The sequence below is a fragment of the Streptomyces sp. NPDC026417 genome (assembly GCF_055567695.1).
On the sequence record NZ_JBVHPY010000016.1, the window covers coordinates 183,351 to 207,580 of the forward strand.

Here is a 24,230-nt window from a genome sequence, read left to right on the forward strand (position 1 = left end):
TCGCCGGGCCTCTGTCGCTGACGCCCCCGACCAAGGACACTCATAGGCAACGGAGTTGCCGCCAAAGGGGGACATGAGATGCGGGACAGCCATCGGGCGGAGGCCGAGCGGCTGTTGGCCCGGGCCGTGGAGGAGGAGGTGCGGCGCTCGGGCGGGCGTACCGACGGGGCCGTGCTGCTGGCGCGGGCGCGCGGCGCGCTGGACGGCATGGCGCGGGCGGCCGTGGAGGAGTACGAGGCGTACACGCGCGCGCTGGACGAGACGGAGGCGGGCGAGCTCAGCTTCGGGCAGCGGTACGCGCGCGAGGGTGCGGGCACCGCGGTGCTGGTGGCCGGGGTCGCGGCGCTCGCGGCCTGCGTCGCCGACCTGGCGCTGGGCACCGGGGCGGGGACGGCGCTGGGCGCGGGTGCGGTGGCCGGCGCGGCGGGCGCGGCGACCACCGTGGCGAAGGTGAGCGCCGGGCATCTGCCCGCCGCGAGCCGCCGGGCGGGCGCCCGGAGCCAGCCGGGTGGGGCCGAGCAGCTGCGGTTGCAGTGGCTGACCGCCCTGGAGGTGCGCGGGATCCGTCCGTTCCTCGACCAGCAGCGGGTGCTGAGCGCGTCCACCGGCGCCAAGAAGGGGGCCCCGCAGTTGCGGCGCACGGACAAGAGCGCCGCGGCCCGCAGGCGCACGGTCCTGGAGCAGTCCTTCGGGCAACTCCCGGAACCGGACGCCGTGTTCACGGGGCGTCGGCAGGAGTTGTCGCGGGTGGCGCAGTGGGTGCACGCGGCCCGTGCGAGCACGGAGACGAAGCCGACGGTCGTGGTGCTGCACGGGGCTCCGGGCTCGGGCCGCAGCACTCTCGCGGTGCGGGCGGCGCACGAGCTCAGGGACCAGTTCCGGGGCGCGTGCGTGGTGGACCTGCGGGGCGACAGCGCGGAGGAGCCGCCGCTGTCGACGCGCGACGCCCTGCTGCATCTGCTGAACCGGCTCGGGGCGCCGCGCGAGCAGCTGCTGTTCCGTGAGCGTTCCTCGCCGGAGCAGCAGGTCAGGCGGCTGAGCGAGCTGTATCACCAGCATCTGACGGGGCTGCCGGTCACGATCGTGCTCGACGACGCGTCCGACGCCGAGCAGGTCCGCACACTGGTTCCGGAGCGGTCGGACAGCCTGGTGCTGGTCACCGCCCGCAAACCCCTGGAGCTGCCCGCCGGTCCTGCCGCCTGGGTGCATCACCTCCCGTTGGAGGCGCTGGACGCGGGCGGCGCCGAGGAGTTGCTGAACGCGGCGGCACAGGACACGTCGGGCCCGTACGACGCCGAGTCCTGCGACCGGGTCCGGGAGCTGTGCGGCGGCCTGCCGCTGGCCCTGCGGATCGCGGGCTCCTCGCTCGGTCCGCGTACCCCCCGGCAGCTGGCCACCGACCTCGGGGCGTACGGTCCGGTGGACCCGGTCGAGCGGGTCCTGTGGCTGCGCTACACCGACCAGTCGGAGCAGGCGCGGCGGCTGTTGCGGCGGCTGGCGCTGGCCGGGCGTGCGTCGCTGGGTGCGGCCGCCGCGGCGTCCCTGCTGGCGACGGACGAGCAGGAGGCGGCCCGTCAGCTGACCGCGCTCGCCCGGGCGGGCCTGATCGGTCACGTGCGGGGCAGCCGCTATCGCCTGCACGACGTCGTCCGGAGCTTCGCGCACGCGCGGCTGCTGGACGAGGAGGAGCCTGCCGAGCGGACGGCGGCGCAGGAGCGGCTCATCGTGAACTACGGGGAGCTGGCCGACTCGGTGATCCGCCTGGTCGACGGGAAGACGTCGACGCGCGCGGACTCGGCGTTCCAGTCGAGCGCGGTCGGCCCGCACGGTTTCACCTCCCTGGACGCGGCGCTGCGCTGGCTGGACGACGAGTCGAGCTTCATCACGGCGGCGCTGCGCCACGCGGAGGGCGTGAACCAGGCGGCGGTGCTCAACCTGCTCGGCGCCCTGTGCGACTACTGCCTGCTGCGCGGCGACCTGTACCGGCTGGGCGAGATCAGTGAGCTGACGCAGGCCGTCGACCAGGGGCTGCTGGTCCGCTCGGTGCAGTGGCGGACGGGTATCGCGGCCCGCCAGCTCGGTGAGCTCGACAAGGCGCGGACGACGCTGTCCTCGGTCGTGGACCTGTACTTCGAGGCGCACCATGACGCGGGGGCCGCGCGTGCCCTGTGCTCCCTGGGGATCACCCTGCATCATCAGGGCAATCTGGCGGAGGCGGCGGCGCGGCTGCAGGAGGCGATGGACCTGCAGGCGGCGCCGGAGCTGGCGGCCGACCGTGCGTGGACGATGCATGCGCTGGCGGCGGTGGAGCGCGACCGTGCCCGGCTGGCGGCGGCTCTCGACCTGCTCACACAGGCCCTGGTGCTGCACCGCGAGAGCGAGTCGGTGCACGGTGAGGCGTGGGCGCACTTCCAGCTGGGTCAGGTGGGGCTGCGCATGGGTGACGTCCCGCGCGCGGAACGTGAGCTGCGCGAGGCCCTGGACCTGTACGGCCGGACGCGCGACGGGCGCGGTGAGGCCTGGGCGCTGACGCAGCTGGCGCGCGCCCGGCTCGTCGACGGTGATCCGTCGGCCGCGGTCGACGGTCTGCGCCAGGCCGCGTCGCGCCATCGGGACAACGAGGACGCGCGCGGTGAGGCGTGGACAGTGTACTACCTGGGGCAGGCGCTGGAGGAGACGGGCAACCTGGACCACGCGGTGCGGGAGCTGGAGCGCTCGCGCACGATGTTCTCGCGGATGCGGGATGTCTACGGTCTGGCCTGTGCCCGGCACCACTCGGCCCGGGTGACCCGGGACCAGCGGGCCGCGCAGACCGGTTCCCTGCGCAATTCGGGCTTCGCCCGGCAGCTGCTGGTCGACGCTCGGGCGGACTTCCAGCGCATCGGTGTGGCGCACGGCGAGGCGTGGACGTGCCTGGAGCTGGCGGTGGTGGACGCGGGCAATGCGCGCACGCCGCAGGCGCTGTCGCTGTGCGACGAGGCGATCGGTCTGTTCACGTCCTACGGTGACCGCCGCGGCGAGGACTGGGCCCGTTTCCTGCGCTGCACGCTGCTGCCGTTCGCGGCTCCCGGCGGTTCCGAGATCGGCGGCGCGGTGGCGCAGGAGGAGCTGGCCCAGCTCGCGCGCTCACCCCACCGCGCCCGGGACGGCAGGCTGGACGAGTACGTGGAGGCGTACCAGCTCCTGCTGGAGCGCGGCGTCAACCTGGACGCGGGCTGGCAGGCCTGGCGTCTGGGCATGGTCCCCGACCGGCACGCCCGCGAGGTCATGGGCGTACCGGTGACGACTCACCGCTAGGGGGTCTCGTGCCGGGCGTCGCGGACCCGGGGGTGATCCGAACGACACCCCCTCGGACGCGCCGCCGGGGCGCGGTCAGCCCCGCTGGGGCTTGGGCGCGGAGGCCCCGGGGGCCGCCTCGGAGGGGGTGGCCCCCTCCTGCTCGGGGTCCTCGAAGTCGACCTTCCGCATGTGGCGGTTCATCGACTTCATCAGGCCCCAGACGGCCAGGGCCATCACCGCGAACACGATGAAGCCGAGGACACCGGGGGTGACCTTGTTCTCGTCGACCTCCTTGGCGAGGGAGACGAGGTTCGTCATTGCCAGGCTTGCGCTTGCGCTCATGTCAGGCATTGTCGCGGATGCCCGCAAAGAGGTCGTCCTCGGGGAGGGAGGTATCGACGAGGGACTTGGCGAGCTCGTACTCCTCGGTCGGCCAGACCGCCTTCTGGAGCTCCATCGGGACCTTGAACCAGCCGCCGTCGGGGTCGATCTGCGTGGCGTGCGCGATCAGCGCCTTGTCGCGGATCTCGAAGAACTCCGCGCAGGGGATGTGGGTGGTCAGCGTGCGCTCGACGCGCTCGAACTCCGACCAGCGCTTCAGCCAGTCCCCGTACGGCGACTCCAGGCCCCGGTCGAGCATCGCGTGGTGCAGCGCCTCGGTGCGCGGGCGGTTGAAGCCCTGGTTGTAGTAGAGCTTCTGCGGCTGGAAGGCGGCGCCGTACTCGGACTCGGGGTACTTCTCGGTGTCCGCCGCGCCCTCGAACGCCACCATCGAGATCTTGTGGGTCATGATGTGGTCGGGGTGCGGGTAGCCGCCGTTCTCGTCGTAGGTGGTGATCACCTGGGGACGGAACGAGCGGATCTGCTTCACCAGCTCGCCGGCGGCCTTGTCGACGTCCTCCAGCGCGAAGCAGCCCTCGGGAAGCGGGGGCAGCGGGTCGCCCTCGGGCAGGCCGGAGTCGACGAAGCCGAGCCACTCCTGCTTGATGCCGAGGATCTCGCGGGCCTCGTCCATCTCCTTCTTGCGCACCTCGTGGATGTTCTCCTCGATGTACGTGTCCCCCTGCAGCTTCGGGTTGAGGATGGAGCCGCGCTCCCCTCCCGTGCAGGTCACGACCAGCACGTCCACCCCCTCGGACACGTACTTCGCCATGGTGGCCGCGCCCTTGCTCGACTCGTCGTCGGGGTGGGCGTGCACGGCCATCAGTCGCAGCTGGTCAGTCAAGACTCAATCCTCAGTCGGTCGGCTGCCGCCTCGGTGGGTCGGCTCTCGGCGCCCGGCGTGAATCGGCGTGATGGGCGGCTTCTATAGTGACGGAACAAGCGGGCGAAAAATTCCGGGGCCCGGCCTCCGGAGCCCCTGCCGGGACCTGTCTGCCGGCCCTTGCGAGAGGACGACCATGAGCACGGCGAGCACGCAGCTGCCCGAGGGCCGGTACGGCCGCTCCGCGGACGAGCGTGCCGACCGCAGGCTCAAGGTGATCGGCGGCGCGCTGGGCCTGGTCCTGCTCGCGCTGGTCGGCTGGTTCGCCTCCTACTACGTGGGCGGCAGCAGGATCAGCGGTGAGGTGATCGCCTTCAGTGCCGTCTCGGACCATGCGGTCGAGGTGCATCTGGAGGTGCGCAAGGACGCGGACGCGGACGGCTACTGCACCCTGCGCTCGCAGAGCGCCGACGGCGCGGAGGTGGGGCGCGCGGACTTCCGCTTCGACCAGCGCTCCTCGCGCATCGACAAGGTCCTCACGCTCCGTACGACGGCGCGCGGCACCACGGCGGAGCTGCTCGGCTGTCACACGGGCTGAGCCGGGTCCGGCGACCGCCCGGCCCCTTACGGAAGGGCGCGCGGCGACAAGCGGACGACACGGCCCGCCCCACTTTCGGCACTTCTGCGCTGACCTGCGCGGATGTAATTCTCATGCCTTATGTCCTCCCCCTTCAGCCGCTGAATTGTTAGGCTCGTGGTTTCGCCCACCCGTGAAGGAACATTCTTCTGGGTAGGGCGATGCTTTGTATTCCCAGTACCTACGAGGAGCACCTGTGACCCAGACCAGCGAGAACGTCACCTGGCTGACCCAGGAGGCGTACAACCAGCTCAAGGCCGAGCTGGAGTACCTGTCTGGTCCTGCGCGCACGGAGATCGCCGCCAAGATCGCGGCAGCGCGCGAGGAGGGGGACCTGCGCGAGAACGGCGGGTACCACGCGGCCAAGGAGGAGCAGGGCAAGCAGGAGCTCCGAGTGCGCCAGCTGACCCAGCTCCTGGAGAACGCCAAGGTCGGGGAGGCTCCCGCGGCCGATGGCGCGGTCGCGCCCGGCATGGTCGTGACCATCGCCTTCGACGGTGACGAGGACGACACCCTGACGTTCCTGCTCGCTTCCCGCGAGTACGCGAGCGCCGACATCGAGACGTACTCGCCGCAGTCCCCGCTGGGCTCCGGCGTGAACGGCAAGAAGGTCGGCGACGACGCCGAGTACGAGCTGCCGAACGGCAAGCTCGCCTCGGTCAAGATCCTCAAGGCCCACCCCTACCAGGGCTGAGCCTCCACGACGAAGGTCTCGACGAAGCCCCCGGCGGCCGGCCGCCGGGGGCTTCGCGCTGCCGTGGTCACGCCGTGGCGGACCGGTACTTGCGCACCGCGAGGGTGCGGAAGATCAGGATGATCAGCACCGAGTAGATGATCGAGGCCAGGACGGAGTGCCGCATCGGCCAGGCGTCGGACTGCGACACGCCGGGATTGGCGAAGAGGACGCGGCAGGCCTGGACGGTGGCGCTGAACGGGTTCCACTCCGCGATGTGGCGCAGCCAGGGCGTCATGTTCGACGAGTCCACGAACGCGTTCGAGATGAAGGTGACCGGGAAGAGCCAGATCAGGCCGCCGGAGGTGGCCGCCTCGGGGGTGCGTACCGAGAGGCCGATCAGGGCGCCGATCCAGGTGAACGCGTACCCGGACAGGAGGAGCAGTCCGAACGCGCCGAGCACCTTGGCCGCGTTCGTGTCGCCGTCGGAGCCGACCCGCCAGCCGACCAGCAGGGCGACGACCGCGAGGACCAGCAGGGTGAGCGCGGTCTGGACGAGGTCGGCGAGGGTGCGTCCGGTCAGCACCGCTCCGCGCGCCATCGGCAGCGAGCGGAACCGGTCGATGAGGCCCTTGTGCATGTCGTCCGCGATGCCCGCCCCGGCGCCCGCGGTGGCGAAGGTGACGGTCTGCGCGAAAATGCCTGCCATCAGGAAGTTGCGGTAGTCGGTGGCGCTGGTGCTGCCGCCGATCTGCATGGACCCGCCGAAAACGTACGAGAACAGCACCACGAACATGACCGGCTGGATGAGCCCGAAGATCACCATCTCCGGGATGCGGGACATCCTGATCAGGTTGCGCTTGGCGATGACGAGCGAGTCCCGCACGGACTGCGTCAGGGCGTTGCTCGGGGCCGTGGTCCGCACGGCGTCGGTGGCGGCGCTCACTTGACGGTCTCCTTCGGGTGCTTGCTCTTCGCGTCGGCGGCTGCGGCGTCCTCTTCCCGCTCCTCGGCGAGATGGCCCGTGAGCGAGATGAAGACGTCGTCGAGGGTGGGCCTGCGCAGGCCGATGTCGTCGATCTCGATGCCGCGGGCGTCCAGCTCGCGGATGACCTCGGCGAGGAGCTTGGCGCCGCCGGAGACCGGGACGGTCAGCTTGCGGGTGTGCTCCTCGACGGTGGTCTCGCCCTTGCCGAAGCCGAACAGGACCTCGGAGGCGGTGGCGATGTGCTCGCGGTTGTGCACGACGACCTCGACGCGCTCGCCGCCCGTCTGCGCCTTGAGCTGGTCGGAGGTGCCGCGGGCGATGACGCGGCCCTGGTCGACGACGCAGATGTCGTGCGCGAGGTGGTCGGCCTCCTCCAGGTACTGGGTGGTCAGCAGCAGCGTGGTGCCCCCGGAGACCAGTTGCTTGATGACCTCCCACAGCTGCTGGCGGTTGCGGGGGTCGAGGCCGGTGGTCGGCTCGTCCATGAACATCACCGGCGGCGAGACGACCAGGGCGGCCGCCAGGTCGAGCCGGCGGCGCATTCCGCCCGAGTACGTCTTCGCGGGGCGGTCGGCGGCGTCGGTGAGGCGGAACTGCTCCAGCAGCTCCTCCGCCCGCACCTTCGCGGCCTTGGCCCGCATCTGGTAGAGCTGGCCGACCATCTGCAGGTTCTCGCGGCCGGTCAGGTATTCGTCGACCGCGGCGAACTGTCCGGACAGTCCGACCGAGCGGCGCACGGCGTCGGGGTGCTTGAGCACGTCGATGCCCGCGACGACGGCTCTGCCGCTGTCGGGCCGGAGCAGCGTCGTCAGGCAGCGGACCGTGGTGGTCTTGCCCGCGCCGTTCGGCCCGAGCAGGCCCAGCACGGTGCCCTCCGGGACATCGAGATCGACGCCGTCCAAGGCTTTTACGTCACCGAAGGTCTTCACCAGGCCTTCGGCATAGATGGCGCCTGGCATGTGGGTCTCCCAAAAAGCGTTGGGGATTTCCTACGGAAAGATCCTAGATTTGCGTGCCGTGCGCCGCGCGAGCGCCGGGACGTCACCCGGACGGGCATCGCCTCGCGTCTCGCGGCACCGTTGTGGCGAGGGACACACCATAACGCGATGTATCGCGTCTCTCAACGGATTTACCCGACCCGGGACGACGGGACGCGGGCCGTCAGTCGATGACCGTGTAACCCGCCGTGCGCAGCGCCCTGTTGACCTCGGCGCAGTGCTCGGGCCCCTTCGTCTCCAGGTGCAGCTCGACCTCCACCTCCGTGAGCCCGAGCCGCGGATCGGTCCGGACGTGACTCACATCCAGGACGTTAGCGTCGGCCACTGACAACACCCCGAGAAGCGTCGCCAGGGCCCCCGGCCGGTCCGTCAGCCGCAGCGTGACGGCAAGATAGCGGCCCGCCGCGGCCATGCCGTGCCGCAGGATGCGCTGGATCAGCAGCGGGTCCACATTGCCGCCGGACAGCACTGCCACGACCGGCCCCTCGAAGCTGCCGGGCTCGCTCAGCAGCGCCGCGACGGGGCTGGCGCCGGCCGGCTCGACGACCAGCTTGGCCCGCTCCAGGCACAGCAGCAGCGCGCTCGACAGATGGTTCTCCGAGACCGTGCGCACGTCGTCCACCAGGTCGTGGACGATCCGGAACGGCACGTCCCCCGGCCGGCCGACCCGGATGCCGTCGGCCATCGTCGCCGGGTTCTCCACCGCCAGCGGACGGCCCGCGGCCAGCGAGGGCGGGTACGCCGCCGCGCCCGCCGCCTGCACACCGACGATCCGCACATCGGGACGGAGCGCCTTCACGGCGGTCGCGATCCCGGCGATCAGCCCGCCGCCGCCGATCCCGACGACGATCGTGCGGACCTCGGGGCACTGCTCCAGGATCTCCAGGCCGACCGTGCCCTGCCCCGCGATGATGTCGGGGTGGTCGAAGGGGTGGATGAACACGGCGCCCGTCTCGGCCGCGTACTCCTGCGCCGCGGCCAGCGTCTCGTCGACCACCTGACCGTGCAGCCTCACCTCGGCGCCGTACTCGCGCGTGGCCGCGACCTTGGGCAGCGGCGCGCCCGAGGGCATGAACACCGTCGAGCGCACGCCGAGCAGGGAGGAGGCGAGGGCGACGCCCTGCGCGTGGTTGCCGGCGCTCGCGGCGACGACTCCGGCGGCACGCTCCTCCGGAAGCAGCCCCGCGATCCGCACATAGGCACCGCGCAGCTTGAAGGAGCCCGTCCGCTGGAGGTTCTCGCACTTGAGGTGCACCGGCGCGCCGACCAGCTGGGACAGATGCCTGCTGCCCTCCATCGCCGTCACCCGCGACACGCCGGAGAGCATCTTCTGCGCTCCCCGCACGTCGTCCAGGGTCACCGCCTGCAAGGAGTCAGCCGTGCTGTAGCTCATGACCACCAGTCTCGCAGTTCACAGCGCGTCACTCCTGGTGTGACCACGGGCCGAGACTGGTTTGCGCAGCGCCGGTACGGCCCGCCCCCCGGCCGCGTACCCTGTCCCCCAACCCAGGACCCCACGCATGAATTGAGCCCCCGGCCATGCCCACAACACCTGAAATGTCGATGGACATGACGACCGTCGGTGACACCGGTCTTCTCGACACGCTGCAGCACGAGGTGGCGGTGTTCGCGCGCCGTGCCGAACAGACCCGGCTCGGCGGGGTGGGGCAGGTGCGCAACTCCATGGACCGGGCCGCGTACCTGCTGCTCAACCGCCTCGACAAGGAAGGCCCGATGGGCGTCAAGGCGCTCGCCGCGAGCATGGGGATCGACTCGTCGACGGTCACCCGGCAGGTGGCGCCGCTGGTCGACACCGGACTCGTCAAGCGCACCTCGCACCCCGAGGACGGGCGGGCCGTGGTGCTCCAGCTCTCCCCGCGCGGGCAGTCGCGCCTGGAGGAAGTGCGCTCTTCGAGGCGTCAGTTGATGGCCGAGCTGACGCACGACTGGGCGCCGGAGGAGCGCGACGCGTTCTGCACGCTCCTCACGCGCTTCAACGACGCCCTGTCGGCCCGCCAGGCGACGCAGGGCGGCCCGGTGGCGGAGTCGCATTCGGCATCCTGACCGGCGGCCCCGTCCACGTCCGTCCCGGCGCAGGTCCTCCTTCTCGGGCATTCCTCCTCGCACACGCGCGCGTGCATCTGCGCCGGACTCTTGACCGCGAGGCCGGGCCTGGCCTCATATGAGAGCGGGCCCGCCGCACACGGCCTGGCGTGCCGTACGCGGCCGGGACCACCGTTCCCCTCAGGTCCCACAGACCCCTCCGGGTCACCCTCAGGCGGGAGGCGCGGGAGTGCGAGAACGGCGGGCGTCGTACCACGCCCGCCGCGCCCGGGAGTTCGAGGCGTTCGTCGCGGGCGCGGCGGGGCGGCTGCTGCATGCCGCGACCCTGCTCACGGCGGAGCCCCCGGGCGCCAACCCGCGCGCGCGGCGCCTGCTGACGCAGGCGCTGGCCCACACGTACGCCCGCTGGGACCGGCTGCGCGGGGAGGACCCGTACGACCGTGCCCGCCAGGAGCTGGCGGGCCGCTTCGCCCGGACGGCCTGGCACCAGTACGGCGGGCTCGGCCGGGCCCGGCCCGACCCCGGCAGTGTCCTGGCGCGTCTCACGCCCCAGGAGCGGCTGATCCTCGTCCTGCGGCTGTACGAGGGGGTCGCCGAGGAGCAGACGGCGGCGCTGCTCGGCCTGCCCCCCGAACGCGTCCGGGCGATCTGCGCCCGCGCGATGGCGACCCTGCTGCATCCGCCCCGCGGACCGGCACCGGCCCTGGCGGAGGTGGCCTCGTCGTGAACCTGCCCGAGCGCGAGGCGGCCGTACGGCGGCTGCTGGAACAGTCCCCGGCCCAGGTCCCGCCCGACCTCTACCCCGACGTCGTACGGCGCGGCGGGCGGATGCTGCGGCGCCGTACCGCCGCCCGCAGGCTGCTGTGGCTGCTGCTGTTCGCGGCGGCCGTCGCGTTCGTCGTCTGGGCGTCGGCCACGCGCCCCTGGGTGGAGCCGCCGTCGGACACGACTCCACCCCTCACCGGCTGGTGAGCGCTGCCTAGCCGAGGGCCTGCTGGAGGTCCTGGAGCAGGTCGTCGACGTTCTCGATGCCCACGGAGAGGCGGACGAGATCGCCGGGCACCTCCAGGAGCGAGCCGGCCGTGGAGGCGTGCGTCATGCGTCCCGGGTGCTCGATCAGGGACTCGACTCCGCCGAGGGACTCGCCGAGCGTGAACACCTTGGCGCGGTTGCAGACCTCGACCGCCGCCTCCTCGCCGCCCTCGACGCGGAAGGAGATCATGCCGCCGAACGCCTTCATCTGCTTGGCGGCGACCTCGTGGCCCGGGTGCTCCGGGAGACCCGGGTACAGCACGCTCGTCACGCGCGCGTGCCGGGTGAGCATCTCGGCGACCTTGCCCGCGTTCTCGCTGTGCCGGTCCATGCGCACGGAGAGCGTCTTGGTGCCGCGCAGCACCAGCCAGGAGTCGAAGGGCCCGGCGACCGCGCCCATCGCGTTCTGGTGGTACGCCAGTTCCTCGCCCAGGGCCTCGTCGGCCACGACGAGCGCGCCGCCCACGACGTCCGAGTGGCCGCCCATGTACTTGGTCAGGGAGTGCACGACGACGTCCGCGCCGAGTGCGAGCGGCTGCTGGAGGTAGGGGGTCGCGAAGGTGTTGTCCACGACGAGGCGGGCGCCCGCCTCGCGCGCGACCTGGGCGACCGCCGCGATGTCGGTGATGCCGAGCAGCGGGTTGGACGGCGTCTCGACCCAGATCGCCTTGGTCTTCGGGGTGAGCGCGGCCCGTACGGCCGCGGGGTCGCTGGTGTCGGCGACCGACCACTCCACGCCCCACCGCGAGACGACCTTCGCGAAGAGACGGAACGTGCCGCCGTAGGCGTCGTTCGGGATCACCACGTGGTCGCCGGGGCTGAGCAGCGTGCGCAGCAGGCAGTCCTCGGCAGCCAGTCCGGACGCGAACGCGAGGCCCCGGCGCCCGCCCTCCAGGGCGGCGAGGTTCTCTTCGAGGGCGGTCCTCGTCGGGTTGGCGCTGCGGCTGTACTCGTATCCGCCGCGCAGCCCGCCGACGCCGTCCTGCTTGTAGGTCGAGACCTGGTAGATCGGCGGTACGACCGCGCCGGTGAGGGGATCGGCGGTGTTGCCCGCGTGGATCGCCAGGGTCTCGAAATGCTGACTGATGTGCCTGTCGCTCATGGGCACCGAGGGTAGTGCGCCCGCGGGGCCCGTGACGGCACTCGGGCCGTCACGGGGCCCCGGGAGGGGTCGTTCCGCGCCAAACGGCGACCGCGGGTGGGGGCGCGGGGCGGTGTCGGGGCGGTTGCGGCCGACCGGGTTGGCCAACTGTCGGACCCGTCTGGTTCGCTTGGGGCATGGAGATTCTCTGGGTCCTGATCGCGCTGGTCATGCTGGGGGCGGTCCTCGGGCCGTTCCTCATGCGCAGGCGGGCCGGCATTCAGCAGGTCGCGCCCGGCGACCCGGACGCCGCGGACCCGGCGAACTACGGCTTCCTGCGCCAGGAGGAGCTGGACGTGCGCATGCCGGGACCGGACGGCGACCTGGTCGACGTGCTGGACCTGGTGCAGCGCACCCAGGACTACCGCGCGGCCTCCCAGCTCCTGGCCGGCACGGAGGCGGACGGCGAGCGCCGCTGGCAGCGGGTGCAGGCCTTCGCGGGCGCGGCCTCGCTGGAGCTCAGGCAGCGGCCCGGCGGGGTCGCCGAGGTGCCGGGCGGGCAGTGGCTGCGCGTGTGGCGGACCGAGGAGCCCAAGGACGCGGGCGGCGCGGCGGTGCACGCGGAGTTCCTGGTGCAGCAGGCGTGGCGGACGTCGAGACCCGGGACGGACGAGTTCCGGATCATCATGGAGGAGGCCAGGGCGGCGTGCGGCGACGCGGCACTGCTGGCCCCCGGCGACCCGATCCCGTACATCATCGAGCTGTCCGTGGCGCGCGGACTGGGCTACGAGCGGACCGAGTTCGAGCAGCTGTGGCTGAAGATCCTCGACCGGGCGCCGGCCCACATGGGCGCGCACCTGGCGGCGCTGCACTACTGGTGCGAGAAGTGGCACGGCTCGCGTGAGGTGGCGTACTCGTTCGCGGAGGCCGCCGCGGCCCGGGCCCCCCAGGGCTCCCTGCTGGCCGCCATGCCCCTCTTCGCCGTCTTCGAGCACCTGCCCGAGGTGAATCTGGTCAGCGGCTTCTACCAGAGCGAGATCGTCACAAGGGCGATGCACGGCGCGCTCTTCGCGGTGCACGCGGCCCGCCCGGACGACCCGATGCTGGCCCACGTCCGCCATCTCCTGGTGTTCTTCCTGGTCCGCGGCGAGCGGTGGTCCGAGGCGATGCACCAGCTGGTCCACATCGACGGGCACGTCGGGGCACTGCCCTGGACCCTGACGTCCGACCCCGCGGCGGACTACGCGGTCTACCGCGCCCTCGCGGTCGCGGGATACGAGGCGAACGGCGGCAGCCCGGCGACACTGCCGCAGTGACCACCCGGGCGGGTCGCCGGCCTGCGGGAGCCGGGTCCCGGGGCACCGCGGCGCGTGGCCGGTGCGGTTGCGGCCCGGCGGCCCCGAGGGGCGAGGACACGCCTCGGCCCGGTGAGCCCTCGGGCTCGACCGGGCCGCTCGGTGCGGTCAGCCCGCCGCGCGGGTGGGCAGCCGCCATCCGGGACGCGGGAAGTGGCAGGTGTAGCCGTCCGGGTACCGCTCCAGGTAGTCCTGGTGCTCGGGCTCGGCCTCCCAGAACGGGCCCACGGGCTCGACCTCGGTGACGACCTTGTCCGGCCAGAGCCCGGAGGCGTCCACGTCCGCGATCGTGTCCTCGGCGATCCGCTTCTGCTCGTCGTCCACGTAGTAGATCGCCGAGCGGTAGCTCAGGCCGATGTCGTTGCCCTGACGGTTCCTGGTGCTCGGGTCGTGGATCTGGAAGAAGAACTCCAGGAGCGTACGGAAGTCGGTCTTCTCCGGGTCGAAGAGGATCTCGATGGCCTCCGCATGCGTGCCGTGGTTGCGGTACGTCGCGTTCGGCACGTCACCCCCGGTGTATCCGACCCGGGTCGCCGTCACCCCCGGGAGCTTGCGGATCAGGTCCTGCATCCCCCAGAAGCATCCGCCCGCCAGCACGGCCCTCTGCGTCTGCGCAGCCATTACGGCCCCTCCACTCTCTGTCAGCTCGGTCACTCGGGCTACGCGGCCCGCACACGACCGGCATCCCCTACCACCGGCATCAACACGCGAGACGGCCGAGCGATTCCACGGGCGTGGATGACCGCGGACACTCACGAAGAGCGTTCACCGGCCGTGGGCCCGGGCTCGGGCCCCTTGAGGTAGGTCAGCCGTGCCCGGTCGCGGGCAGTGGTCAGGTCGAGCGCGGTCACGGGATGCCGGGTCCACACGGGCGAGCCGTCGATCCACGGCACCAGCACGGTGACGGGGCGCAGCAGACCGTGGACGTCGGCGACGCCCGTCGGCGGAAGGCGTCGCGCCTGCCGCTTCCCGGCGAGCCGCAGGAGCATCGGCGCCGCCTCGTCCGGATCGCCGTCGGCCCGGTACAGGACCAGGTACGCCTCGCCCCCTTCCGGTTCGCGCAGCAGCACCCAGTGCATGGGGCGGGCGTCCTCGCCGACGGCCACGCGCGCGAGACCGCGGGCGACCCGCGCCTCGAACACGCCGACCACCAGGCCGCCGGCCGAGAGCAGCAGGAAGAACCAGCCGCGGCCGGTCCCGCCGATGAGGTGCAGCACTCCGCCGCACCCGGCGAGCGCCATGGCGCCGGTCCAGGCAGCGATGCCACGGAGACCGAAGGCGGCGAGCAGGTCGCCCTCGCGCCACCAGGTCACCTGCCGTCGGCCGCCGCTCGCGGGTGCGGCCGGCCGCGGCCTGCGGGACCGGTCCGCGGAACGCGGGGCCGCGTCGGCAAGGGCACGGTGGCTGAGCTCGGTGGCCGGCAGGACCGCCTGCCGGGAACGTATCGCGGCGACCCTGCGGCGGCGCTCCCTCCTCGACTCGGGGTCGAGTCCTCGGAGGAGGGCCACCCACGCCGCGAAGCCGGTCACCAGACCGCCGACGAACATCGTGACCCAGGCGAAGGCGCCGGCCTCGGTACCGTCCCGGAACCCCTCGAAGTAGCCGACGGCCACCCCGGGGGCGGCGATGAAGGCGCCCACTGCGGCAATGCGCAGCAACCACTTCCCGGGTGCGGGGCGGGGCCCGACGGGTGTCGCGTTCCAGTGATCGCTCATGCCTCTCCAGACCTCTTCCGGTCCAGATCTGACACACCGGCACGCCGAATGGTTGCCCGACTCGCCCCACGACGCGACGGGGGAAGAGGCCGAGGGCGCCGGGCCGGGTTCCGGGGGCGCCCTCGGGGTGGGTTCCGTGGGGTCAGATCGTCGCCGTGTCGATGACGAAGCGGTAGCGGACGTCGCTCGCCAGGACCCGCTCGTACGCCTCGTTGATCTCGGAGGCGCTGATCAGCTCGATCTCGGCGCCGAAGCCGTGCTCGGCGCAGAAGTCGAGCATCTCCTGGGTCTCCCGGATGCCGCCGATCCCGGAGCCCGCGAGGGTCTTGCGACCGCCGATGACGGAGAACAGGTTGAGCGCGACCGGCTCCTCGGGCGCGCCCACGTTCACGAAGGCGCCGTCCGTCCGCAGCAGGGACAGGTAGGCGTCCAGGTCCAGCGGGGCCGAGACGGTGGACAGGATCAGGTCGAACGTGCCGCGCAGCTCCTCGAAGGTCTTCGGGTCGCTGGTCGCGTAGTAGTGGTCGGCGCCGAGCTTCAGGCCGTCCTCCTGCTTGCGCAGCGACTGGGAGAGGACCGTCACCTCGGCACCGAGCGCATGCGCGATCTTGACGCCCATGTGGCCGAGGCCGCCCATGCCGACGATGGCGACCTTCTTGCCGGGGCCCGCGTTCCAGTGCTTCAGGGGGGAGTACGTGGTGATGCCGGCGCAGAGCAGCGGCGCGGCCTCGTCCAGGGCCAGGCCCTCGGGGATGCGGACGGTGTAGTTCTCGTCGACGACGATGTGGGTCGAGTAGCCGCCGTGGGTGGGCTCGCCGTTCTTGTCGACCGCGTTGTACGTGCCGGTCATGCCCTTGGCGCAGTACTGCTCCAGGCCGGCCTTGCAGTTGTCGCACTCGCGGCAGGAGTCGACCATGCAGCCGACGCCCACGCGGTCACCGACGGCGAACTTGGACACGCCGGAGCCGACCTCGGTGACGACGCCCGCGATCTCGTGACCCGGCACCATCGGGAAGATGGCCTCTCCCCAGCCCTCACGGGCCTGGTGGATGTCCGAGTGGCAGATGCCGGCGAACTTGATCTCGATCAGTACGTCGAACTCGCCGACCGGCCGTCGCTCGATCGTGGTGCGCTCCAGCGGAGCCTTGGCGGCGGGGGCGGCGTACGCAGCAACAGTGGTCATGCCGGGGGTTCTCCTCAGGAGGGGTGTCGCGCCCGGTCGCCTGCTGACCGGGCACGTCGTCCAGCCTGCCCCCTCGCCCGACATTCACCCAGGTCACGGCTCTGCCTACGTCCACTGGTCCTACTACTGGCGGGGTCAGGTTCCTGGGCGTACGACCGTGAATACTGGACGTATGGACGAACAGCCCACCCATCAGCCCGCCGGGGACGCGGGGCAGTCGCTGGACCGGCGCGCCGAGCTCAGCGAGTTCCTGCGTACGCGCCGGGCCCGGCTGAAGCCGGAGGACGTGGGGCTGCCGGAGTTCGGGCGGCACCGCAGGGTGCCCGGACTGCGCCGCGAGGAGCTGGCCCAGCTGGCCGGGGTCTCCGTGGCGTACTACACGCGCCTGGAGCAGGGCAACGGGCGGAACGTGTCCGCCGAGGTCCTGGACGCGATCGCCCGCGCGCTGCGGCTGAGCGACGCCGAGCACGCGCATCTGACCCACCTCGCCAAGCCCAAGCAGCACAAGAAGAAGCAGACGGCCCGGCCGCAGCAGGTGCGGGGGGCGCTCCGGCAGCTGGACACGCTGGACGGGGTTCCCGCGTACATCACGGGGCGGCGTTCGGACATCCTCGTCTGGAACCGGATGGCGGCGGCCGTCTTCGGCGACTGGGCCGAGCTGCCTCCGCAGGAGCGGAACTGGGCGCGGATGGTGTTCCTGCGGCCCGAGTACCGCGAGCTGTTCGTGGACTGGGAGCAGAAGGCGAGCGACATCGTCAGCTTCCTGCGGATGGACGCCGGCTGCCATCCCGACGATCCGCGGCTGTCCGCCCTGGTGGGCGAACTGTCCGTGAAGAGCGAGGAGTTCCGGCGGCTCTGGGCGACGCACGACGTCAAGGAGAAGAGCCACGGGGTGAAGCGGCTGCAGCATCCGCTGGTGGGCGAACTGACCCTGTCCTTCGAGACGTTCCGGCTCCCGGACGACGGGGAGCAGGCGATGATCACGTATCACGCCGAGCCGGGGTCCGCTTCGGCGGAGGCGCTGAGGTTGCTGGCGGCTTGGGGGGCGGATGCGACGCGTGCGGGGTCGGTGACCCCGCCGTAGTCCTCGCCCCGGGTACGCCGCCCCCGGCCCGGCACCCGCACGGCGCCGCGGATGTCCCGGGGCTGCCGCCCCCGGACCCCCGCTTCGGCCTGGACGGCCTCGTCCTCGGACGCCGCACGGGCTGTACCACCCCCCGCGAAGAAGGCATCCTCGGACCCCGCACGGGTCGGGCCGGGACGCGCCCTCACCCCTGATACGGCGGCGCGGCCCCCCACGTCCACCTGGGTACCGGCTGCTCGGCGGGGGGTGTGGCGTCCGGGCCGGAGAAGTGGACGGCGAGGCGGGTGCCCCACTCCGCGTAGGCAACGAACGCGGAGCGGAATTCGGCGTCGGTGGGGAGGCCCGCGTCGTCGGCCGCGTCCTGGAGCAGGTTGACCCAGCGCCGGCGCTGGGGCTCCGTGATGCCCTTGCCCAGATGCTTGGCCACCATGTGGCCGTGACCGCCCTGGGTCTCGGAGTAGGCCGGCGGTCCGCCGAAGACCTCCCCGAGCCAGAGCGCGACGTGCGCGGCGTGCTCGGGTGCGAGGCCCGCGAAGACGGGGGCGAGCACGTCGTCCTTGAGCACCTTCTCGTAGAACGCCTCGGTGAGCCGGCTGAACGCCTCGGCGCCGCCCGCCCAGGAGTAGAGGGTGGGCACGGCCGCGCCGGTGCCGCGCACGCTCGTCGGCTTGTAGTGGCGCATCTCCTCGATGTCGCCGATGTAGGGGCGGATCTCGGCGAGGAAGTCGGTGAAGAGCTCCGACTTCCGGAAACCCTCCAGGTGATCCTCGGTCGAGGTCCAGGTGATCCGCAGGACGAAGTGCTCGAAGTCCTCCTCGCAGCGGTCCAGCTCGTAGTCCACGCACTGCGGGGCCGCGGCGAGCTGGGCGGCGGCCCGGGTGTAGGCGGCCAGGAACTCCGCCGACTGGTGCTCGGGGATCCGGTACCGGATGTACTCCACGGTCGATACGGTCATGCCCCCACACAAACACGGACGGCCCGTGGAAGCTCTGCTTCCGACGGGCCGTCGCGCATGTCCGCGCTGGGCGAAACCGGTCAGCGGCGGGTGGATCACGGGACCGGACCCGTCCGGCGCATCACGTGGATCGCACCGGACGGTTCACGGTCACTTCCCGTAGTACGCGTTGTAGATCGAGATCGTCGACTTGTTGCCCTTCTTGTCGGTGATCTTGGCGTGGAAGGAGATGCCCTGGCCCTTCGCCGGGTTCTTGACGGTGACCTTGCCGTTCTTCACGGTCAGCTGGGTCCACGTCTGGCCGTAGTCGTAGGACGCGTACACGTACAGCGACTTGAGGTTGCTGCCCGCCGCCGCGCCCAGCACGGTGACCGGGACAGAGACCTTCTTGTCGGCCTCGACCCGGCTGTCCAGACCGGTCGCGGCGTTGAAGCGGACCGTGGAGGCGGGCAGCTTGGCGAAGTCCGCCTTCTTGGAGCGGAAGGTCCAGCTGGCGTCGATCCGGGTGGAGGCCGCGGCGACCTTGACGCTGCGCTTGACCGAGCTGGTCAGCTTGTACTCGGCCTCACCCGCCGGGACCTTGAACCGGGCGTCGCCGAAGAGCGGGTCCTCGTTCGAGCCGACCTTGGTGCCGTTGCGGTACAGCGTCGTGGTCACCGAGGTGAACGCCGAGGAGCCGGCGTGGGTCTTGCCGTCGGCGAACAGCGGCAGGTAGCCGTAGATGCCGTTGCCCTCGCGGAACACGCCGTAGGAACCGCCGATGCGCGGACCGAACACGGCCGTGTTGAAGGTCTTCTCGTAGCTCTTGCCGCCGGTGAAGCTCTGCGAGTTGCCCAGCGTGTAGTACGCCTCGCTGATGGGCCAGCCGTCCTCGTCGACCCCGGCGGACTGCTCGAACTCCATGCTCCACTTCACGCCGCCACCGGTGGACACGTGCAGCGTCCGGGTGCCGGGGAGGCTCTGCTGGATGCCGATGGCGGAGCCGCCGGAGCTGCCGGGCAGCCAGCCGAACGCGGTGATCGCGCCCTTCTTGCCGCTCGACGAGGCGCCCAGGCCGATCTTCAGCGTGGCCAGTTCGCTCGCCTTGTAGTGCTTGGTGTAGCCGGTGGCCACCTGCTTGACCTTCGCGGCCGTGGTGGTGTCGTACTGCTCGTCGTCACCCTTGGTCCAGTGCGCGTCCCACTGCTGGGAGAGCGAACCGTCGGTGATCTGCGGACCGAGGTGCGCGGTGCGGAAGTTCTCGTACGTGTCCAGCCACCAGCCGTACGAGTAGGAACCGCGGTCGGTGTCCACGGTGAAGTCCGGCGACGCGAAGACCGACTTGGCGGCCGCGTCCGGCACCGTGATGTCCACCGGCTTCGTGGTCCGCGCGTCCAGCGTGATCGTCGTGTCCTTGGCGACGTTCAGCTTGGGCTGGGCGATCCAGTCGGCGCCCTTGGTGAAGTCCGCGGGGTCCACGTACAGACCGGTGTTGAGGATGTAACCGCCCTTGGGGACGCGGACCTTGACCGTGCCCGAGGCGTCGTAGGGAGAGAACCACTTCTCGTTGGCGAGGCCCGAGACGCCGGTCAGATCCGAGCCGTAGTTCACGGCCGGCTTGCCGTCACGGTCGATGTGCTTGAGCGTGACCGTGTACGACTCCACCTCGCGCTGCACCGCGGCGGCCGTGCGGACGCTCTGGCCGCTGCCGCTCGCCGTGACGTACGCGGAGTACGCGCCGTCCGTGGTGCCGCCGAGCTTGGTGTTGGCCGTGAGGCCGACGGAGGCCTTGCCGCCCGCCGGGACGGTGACCGTCTTGGCCGCGAGGCTGAAGAAGCCCGCCGGAGCCGCCTGGCCCTTGGGGTTGGTGGCGGCCACCGAGAGGTTCAGCGTGACGTCGGTGGTCCCGAGGTTGCGGTAGGTGATCGCCTTGGTGACAGGGGTGTCGTCGGTGTGCGGCCACTGCTGGAGACCGAAGTTCAGCGAGACCGGGTCGGCGATCACGGACTGCTTGATGGCCTTGTCGACCTGGATACGGCCCGAACCCTGCTGGAACGGCGTGTACGCGCCGCCCTTGGTGGAGCCGGTCAGCGCGCCCTTGAGCTCGGCGTACGTCCAGGTCGGGTGCTGCTGCTTCAGGATGGCGGCGGCGCCCGCGACGTGCGGGGTCGCCATCGACGTACCCGAGATGGTCAGGTAGCCGGCCGGGTTCTGGCCGACCTCCTTGTCGATGACGCTGCCGGGCGCCGCGGCGGCCGTGATGTTCACGCCGGGCGCGGTCACGTCGGGCTTGACGGCGCCGTCGAGGCCGGGGCCGCGGCTGGAGAAGGAGGCCAGCTTGTCGGCGTCGTCGACGGCGCCGACGGTGAGCGCGGCGGCCGCGCTGCCCGGGGAGCCGACCGTCTGCTCGCCGAAGTCGCCGTCGTTGCCTGCGGCGATGGCGAAGAGGATGCCCTTCTCCGCCGAGAGCTTGTTGACCTCGGCCTCGAGCGGGTCGATCTCCGGGGTGTCACCGCCGCCCAGGCTGAGGTTGACGACGTCGGCGCCCTGTGCGGCGGCCCACTCCATGCCCGCGAGGATCTCGGAGTCCTCGCCGTAGCCCTCGTCGCTGAGCACCTTGCCGTTCAGGATCTTCGCGCCGGGCGCGACGCCCTTGAACTTGCCGTTCGACTTCGCGCCGGTGCCCGCGGCGATGGACGCGACGTGGGTGCCGTGGCCGTAGTGATCGGTGGCGTCGGCCGAGGTGGAGAAGTTCTTGGACTCCAGCACCTGGTCCTTGAGGTCCGGGTGGGTCGCGTCGACACCGGTGTCCAGGACGGCGATCTTGACGCCCTTGCCGTCGTAGCCGGCCGCCCAGGCCTTGGGGGCACCGATCTGCGCCACGGACTTGTCGAGGCTGGCCTTGCGGACGCCGTCCAGCCAGACGTGCGCGATGCCGGAGGCGGCGGAGCCCTCGTCGGTGACCGCGGTCCACAGCCGGCCCGCGTCCCCCTTCGGGGTGAGGACCGCGTCCGCGTTCAGGGACTTCAGGGTCCTGCGGACCTTGGTCTCACCGGCGTCCCGGACGTCCGCCTTCGCGCCGGCCGCGGCGCCCCGGTAACCGACGATCAGCTTCAGGCCCTGCTTCTGGGCCTTTCGGCTGGCGGACCTGTTCAGCTCGGTGACGTCGAAGAGCCTCTGGTCCAGCTTGCCGCCTGCTATCAGACGCTGCGCGTCGGCCGGTATCACGAGGGTGTGCCCGTCGGTCTTGCGTACCTGGACGGGTATGTGTTCGCGCCCCTTGGCGCGCTCGAAGCCGACGACGCGGCCCTTGGCGCCGACGACGACACGGTCGCCCGTGACCAGCGTGATCCGGTGCTTGGCCGTGAGGGCGGGTGTCGCAGCGCCGCTCGTCCCGTCGGCCCTGGCCGCCGACGCCGGGCTGGTCATGCCCGCCGCCAGTGCCACCGCGGCCGCCGTGGCGACCGTGGCCGCGCCTGCTCTCTTCACTTGTTTGCGCAAGTCTCCCCCTGGAGATGAGGTCCGGATGAATTCCCCATTCATCCGGCCAGGGGCAGTCTCGTACCTGTGTACGCACACCCCCCGGATGACGCAGTATGCCGGGGGGTGATCAGTCGCTCAATAGTGTGATGGGAGTGAGGAGTTGACGCCTGCCTTCCGTTTGCTGCGCAAAACGCCGCTTCTCGCGCGGTGCGGAGCCGGGCGCGCGCTCAGGCCGACGTGTTCTCCTTGACGGTGATCCGGCCCTTGCGGATCGTCGCGACTCTCGGTGCCTTCCTCGCGATCGCCGAATCGTGCGTCACCATGATGAACGTGAGCCCGTGCTCCTTCCACATGGTCTCCAGTACGTCCATGATCTCGTCGCGCATGGACTCGTCGAGGTTGCCCGTGGGCTCGTCGGCGAGCAGCACCTTCGGCTGCTTCACCAGCGCGCGGGCGATGGCGACGCGCTGCTGCTGCCCGCCGGACAGCTCGGCCGGCAGGTGCCCGAGCCGCTCGGCGAGGCCCACCGACTCCAGCGCCTCGGCGGCCCGCCGGCGCCGCTCCCCCGCCTTCGGCCTCATCGGGACCAGGGCGGTCTCCACGTTCTCCTGGGCGGTGAGCGTCGGAATGAGGTTGAAGCTCTGGAAGACGAAGCCGATGTTCTCGCTGCGGACCCTGGTGAGCCTGGCCTCGGACAGCTTGGCGAGGTCCGTGCCGTCGAGTTCGACGCTGCCGGCGGTCGGCCGGTCGAGTCCGCCGAGCATCTGCAGCAGGGTGGACTTGCCGCCACCGGTGGGCCCCTGGATGACGAGCCGGTCGCCGTCCGCGATGGTGAGGTCGACACCGGCGAGCGCGTCGACGGTCTCCTTGCCCCGCTGATAGCGCTTGGTGACGCCTCTGAGTTCGTACATGGTGCAACTCCTGGAATTGATGCGGGCGATGGGCGGCCAAGGGCGGCGAGGGCTACTCGACGCGGCGCAGGGCGTCCGCGGGCCGCAGCCGGGAGGCCCGCCAGCCGCCGAAGGCACCGGCGATCAGACCGCCGGTGACGGCGAGTGCGACCGCCAGCGCGATCGTGCCGAGGCTGACCGGTGCGGTGAGCGCGACGTCGAGGGCCTTGGACGCGGTCTGCCGGGCCGGGCCCCCCATGCCGCCCCCGGGGCCGCCACCGCCTGGGCCGCCGGCCGAACCGCCCAGCTGTGCCTGCAGGGTGGGGCTGATCGCGGTCACGGCGTACGCGCCGGCGAGGCCGAGGGCGATACCGAGGGCGCCGCCCACGAGGCCGTTGACGACGGCCTCGCCCACGACCTGGCGGGTCACCCGGCCGGACTTCCAGCCGAGCGCCTTGAGCGTCCCGAACTCGCGCACGCGGCGGGACACGGCCGAGGAGGTGAGCAGCCCGGCGACCAGGAACGCGGCCACGAGCACGGCGACGGACAGCCACTTGCCGACGTTCGAGGCGAGGTCGGACGCGGTCGACAGGGAGCCGGAGACGGTGTCGGCGAGGTCGGCGGACGTGGTGACCGTCGTGCCGGAGATGTTCTTCTGGATGGTGTTCTTGACGGCGTCGATCTGCTGCGAGTCGGACGCCTTGACGTAGATCGTGGTGACCTTGCCCTTGGAGTCACTGAGCGTCCGGGCCTGCTCCAGCGGGATGTAGAGGTTGGCCGCGGCGTCACCGCTGTCCGGCGTCGCGATGCCGATGACCTTGTACTTGACGCCCTTGACGGTGACCGTGTCGCCCGGCGCGAGCTTCTTCTCCTTGGCGTACGACGTGTCGGCGACGACGACCTTGGCGTCGGTCTCCGAGGTCTTGAAGGTGCGTCCGCTGGTGATCTTCGAGGAGGTGAGCGGACCGAGGGCGGGCTTGGTGACGTCGGTGCCGTAGACGGAGTAGCTGTTGACGTCGAACTCGGCGCCGCCGCCCTCCACCCGGCCCTGCGGCGAGGGCTGCGCTCCGGGCCCGCCGCCCTGCCGGCCGCCGCCGTTCTGGTCCTGGCGGAACCGGCCCTGCCTGAACTGGCCGCTGACCTTGACCACTTGCAGGCTCAGGCCACCGACGGCGTCCGAGACGCCCGGCTGCTCACCGACCTCGGCGACCGTCTTGGCGGACAGGGTCTGGAATCCCTGGACCATGACGCGGTCGCTGCTCTGCTCCTCGTCGGAGTCCTCGGAGCGGGCGTCGAAGTTGAAGCGCGGGCGGCCGTCGCCGTCGCCCTGGGCCGCGGCGGCCTTGGTGACCGTCATGTCCGTGCCCAGCCCGTAGAGCGACTGGAGGACCTTGCCCTGCGCCTTCTCCATGCCCGAGGAGACCGAGCTGACCACGATGACCAGGGCGATGCCGAGGGCGAGTCCGGAGGCGACGACGAGGGCCGCTTTTCTGCGGCGGCGCAGTTCGCGCCTCAGGTAGGTGAAGAACATGGCCGCAAGCTAGGCACGGCGCGTGATGCGGGGATAAGGGCGCCATAAGAGAACGATGAGAAGGCTGTGGATGACAGTCACCGCGGGGTGTGCGCCGGC

The 24,230-nt window shown here is 71.4% G+C and carries 21 protein-coding genes; 8 read left to right on the forward strand and 13 right to left on the reverse strand.

Going from position 1 to position 24,230, the window contains the following annotated elements; genetic code table 11:
• Positions 1–78 precede the first annotated feature (78 nt).
• On the forward strand, positions 79–3,297 hold the full coding sequence (locus ACZ4NT_RS24905; protein WP_467727669.1) for a tetratricopeptide repeat protein: 3,219 nt from the start codon (positions 79–81) through the stop codon (positions 3,295–3,297).
• Positions 3,298–3,372: 75 nt separating this feature from the next.
• Here ACZ4NT_RS24905 and ACZ4NT_RS24910 read toward each other — a convergent pair whose 3' ends face one another.
• The gene (locus ACZ4NT_RS24910; RefSeq protein WP_467727671.1) at positions 3,373–3,630 is read right to left on the reverse strand and encodes a hypothetical protein; all 258 of its coding nucleotides are present in this window, start codon (positions 3,628–3,630) and stop codon (positions 3,373–3,375) included.
• Positions 3,623–4,483, reverse strand: coding sequence for a mycothiol conjugate amidase Mca (mca, locus tag ACZ4NT_RS24915; protein WP_183117036.1), 861 nt, complete (start codon positions 4,481–4,483; stop codon positions 3,623–3,625). Before mca ends, ACZ4NT_RS24910 begins: the two co-directional genes overlap by 8 nt.
• 196 nt (positions 4,484–4,679) lie before the next feature.
• Between mca and ACZ4NT_RS24920 the strand changes: the two genes are divergently transcribed.
• Both ACZ4NT_RS24920 and greA read left to right on the forward strand, forming a co-directional pair.
• The gene (locus ACZ4NT_RS24920) at positions 4,680–5,081 is read left to right on the forward strand and encodes a DUF4307 domain-containing protein (RefSeq protein WP_121405700.1); all 402 of its coding nucleotides are present in this window, start codon (positions 4,680–4,682) and stop codon (positions 5,079–5,081) included.
• Positions 5,082–5,316: 235 nt separating this feature from the next.
• Positions 5,317–5,814 carry a transcription elongation factor GreA gene (gene greA, locus ACZ4NT_RS24925; protein ID WP_121405699.1) on the forward strand — a complete coding sequence of 166 codons (498 nt, stop codon included), beginning with the start codon at positions 5,317–5,319 and terminating at the stop codon, positions 5,812–5,814.
• Positions 5,815–5,881: 67 nt separating this feature from the next.
• On the opposite strand, the gene ACZ4NT_RS24930 is transcribed toward greA, so the two are convergent.
• The 3 genes from ACZ4NT_RS24930 to ilvA all read right to left on the reverse strand — a co-directional run bounded on the left by ACZ4NT_RS24930 (position 5,882) and on the right by ilvA (position 9,172).
• Positions 5,882–6,739, reverse strand: coding sequence for an ABC transporter permease (locus tag ACZ4NT_RS24930; protein ID WP_121405698.1), 858 nt, complete (start codon positions 6,737–6,739; stop codon positions 5,882–5,884).
• The gene (locus tag ACZ4NT_RS24935) at positions 6,736–7,740 is read right to left on the reverse strand and encodes an ATP-binding cassette domain-containing protein (protein ID WP_121405697.1); all 1,005 of its coding nucleotides are present in this window, start codon (positions 7,738–7,740) and stop codon (positions 6,736–6,738) included. The genes ACZ4NT_RS24930 and ACZ4NT_RS24935 overlap by 4 nt, the downstream gene beginning before the upstream one ends.
• Positions 7,741–7,942: 202 nt before the next feature.
• Positions 7,943–9,172 carry a threonine ammonia-lyase gene (gene ilvA, locus ACZ4NT_RS24940; RefSeq protein WP_121405696.1) on the reverse strand — a complete coding sequence of 410 codons (1,230 nt, stop codon included), beginning with the start codon at positions 9,170–9,172 and terminating at the stop codon, positions 7,943–7,945.
• Positions 9,173–9,336: 164 nt separating this feature from the next.
• On the opposite strand from ilvA, the gene ACZ4NT_RS24945 reads away from it, so the two are divergent.
• The 3 genes from ACZ4NT_RS24945 (at position 9,337) to ACZ4NT_RS24955 (ending at position 10,815) form a co-directional block, all read left to right on the forward strand.
• Positions 9,337–9,843 carry a MarR family transcriptional regulator gene (locus tag ACZ4NT_RS24945; protein ID WP_183117035.1) on the forward strand — a complete coding sequence of 169 codons (507 nt, stop codon included), beginning with the start codon at positions 9,337–9,339 and terminating at the stop codon, positions 9,841–9,843.
• 229 nt (positions 9,844–10,072) lie between these two features.
• Positions 10,073–10,570 carry a sigma factor-like helix-turn-helix DNA-binding protein gene (locus ACZ4NT_RS24950; RefSeq protein ID WP_183116986.1) on the forward strand — a complete coding sequence of 166 codons (498 nt, stop codon included), beginning with the start codon at positions 10,073–10,075 and terminating at the stop codon, positions 10,568–10,570.
• Complete coding sequence (locus ACZ4NT_RS24955) at positions 10,567–10,815, forward strand: hypothetical protein (RefSeq protein ID WP_121405695.1); 249 nt, start codon at positions 10,567–10,569, stop codon at positions 10,813–10,815. Before ACZ4NT_RS24950 ends, ACZ4NT_RS24955 begins: the two co-directional genes overlap by 4 nt.
• A 7-nt stretch (positions 10,816–10,822) precedes the next feature.
• On the opposite strand, the gene ACZ4NT_RS24960 is transcribed toward ACZ4NT_RS24955, so the two are convergent.
• Positions 10,823–11,977: a cystathionine gamma-synthase gene (locus ACZ4NT_RS24960; protein WP_121405694.1), complete on the reverse strand. Its 1,155-nt coding sequence runs from the start codon at positions 11,975–11,977 to the stop codon at positions 10,823–10,825.
• A 176-nt stretch (positions 11,978–12,153) separates the two neighbouring features.
• Here ACZ4NT_RS24960 and ACZ4NT_RS24965 point away from each other — a divergent pair, with 176 nt between their 5' ends.
• Positions 12,154–13,272, forward strand: coding sequence for a hypothetical protein (locus ACZ4NT_RS24965; RefSeq protein ID WP_467727676.1), 1,119 nt, complete (start codon positions 12,154–12,156; stop codon positions 13,270–13,272).
• A gap of 147 nt (positions 13,273–13,419) precedes the next feature.
• On the opposite strand, the gene msrA is transcribed toward ACZ4NT_RS24965, so the two are convergent.
• From msrA to ACZ4NT_RS24980, 3 genes are all read right to left on the reverse strand, one after another.
• The gene (gene msrA / locus ACZ4NT_RS24970) at positions 13,420–13,932 is read right to left on the reverse strand and encodes a peptide-methionine (S)-S-oxide reductase MsrA (RefSeq protein ID WP_121405692.1); all 513 of its coding nucleotides are present in this window, start codon (positions 13,930–13,932) and stop codon (positions 13,420–13,422) included.
• A gap of 131 nt (positions 13,933–14,063) precedes the next feature.
• Complete coding sequence (locus ACZ4NT_RS24975; protein ID WP_467727679.1) at positions 14,064–15,026, reverse strand: hypothetical protein; 963 nt, start codon at positions 15,024–15,026, stop codon at positions 14,064–14,066.
• A gap of 142 nt (positions 15,027–15,168) precedes the next feature.
• Positions 15,169–16,209, reverse strand: coding sequence for an NAD(P)-dependent alcohol dehydrogenase (locus tag ACZ4NT_RS24980; RefSeq protein WP_467727681.1), 1,041 nt, complete (start codon positions 16,207–16,209; stop codon positions 15,169–15,171).
• A gap of 172 nt (positions 16,210–16,381) precedes the next feature.
• On the opposite strand from ACZ4NT_RS24980, the gene ACZ4NT_RS24985 reads away from it, so the two are divergent.
• Positions 16,382–17,293, forward strand: a complete 912-nt coding sequence (locus tag ACZ4NT_RS24985) for a helix-turn-helix domain-containing protein (protein WP_467727683.1) — start codon at positions 16,382–16,384, stop codon at positions 17,291–17,293.
• A gap of 184 nt (positions 17,294–17,477) precedes the next feature.
• Here the strand turns inward: ACZ4NT_RS24985 and ACZ4NT_RS24990 are convergent, their stop codons facing one another.
• From ACZ4NT_RS24990 to ACZ4NT_RS25005, 4 genes are all read right to left on the reverse strand, one after another.
• Complete coding sequence (locus ACZ4NT_RS24990) at positions 17,478–18,248, reverse strand: globin domain-containing protein (RefSeq protein ID WP_121405688.1); 771 nt, start codon at positions 18,246–18,248, stop codon at positions 17,478–17,480.
• 150 nt (positions 18,249–18,398) lie between these two features.
• Entirely contained in the window at positions 18,399–21,716 is a 3,318-nt protein-coding gene (locus tag ACZ4NT_RS24995; RefSeq protein WP_467727686.1) for a S8 family peptidase, read from the reverse strand.
• A gap of 221 nt (positions 21,717–21,937) precedes the next feature.
• Positions 21,938–22,621 carry an ABC transporter ATP-binding protein gene (locus ACZ4NT_RS25000; protein ID WP_467727688.1) on the reverse strand — a complete coding sequence of 228 codons (684 nt, stop codon included), beginning with the start codon at positions 22,619–22,621 and terminating at the stop codon, positions 21,938–21,940.
• A gap of 52 nt (positions 22,622–22,673) precedes the next feature.
• Complete coding sequence (locus ACZ4NT_RS25005; RefSeq protein ID WP_121405685.1) at positions 22,674–24,131, reverse strand: ABC transporter permease; 1,458 nt, start codon at positions 24,129–24,131, stop codon at positions 22,674–22,676.
• Positions 24,132–24,230 lie beyond the last annotated feature (99 nt).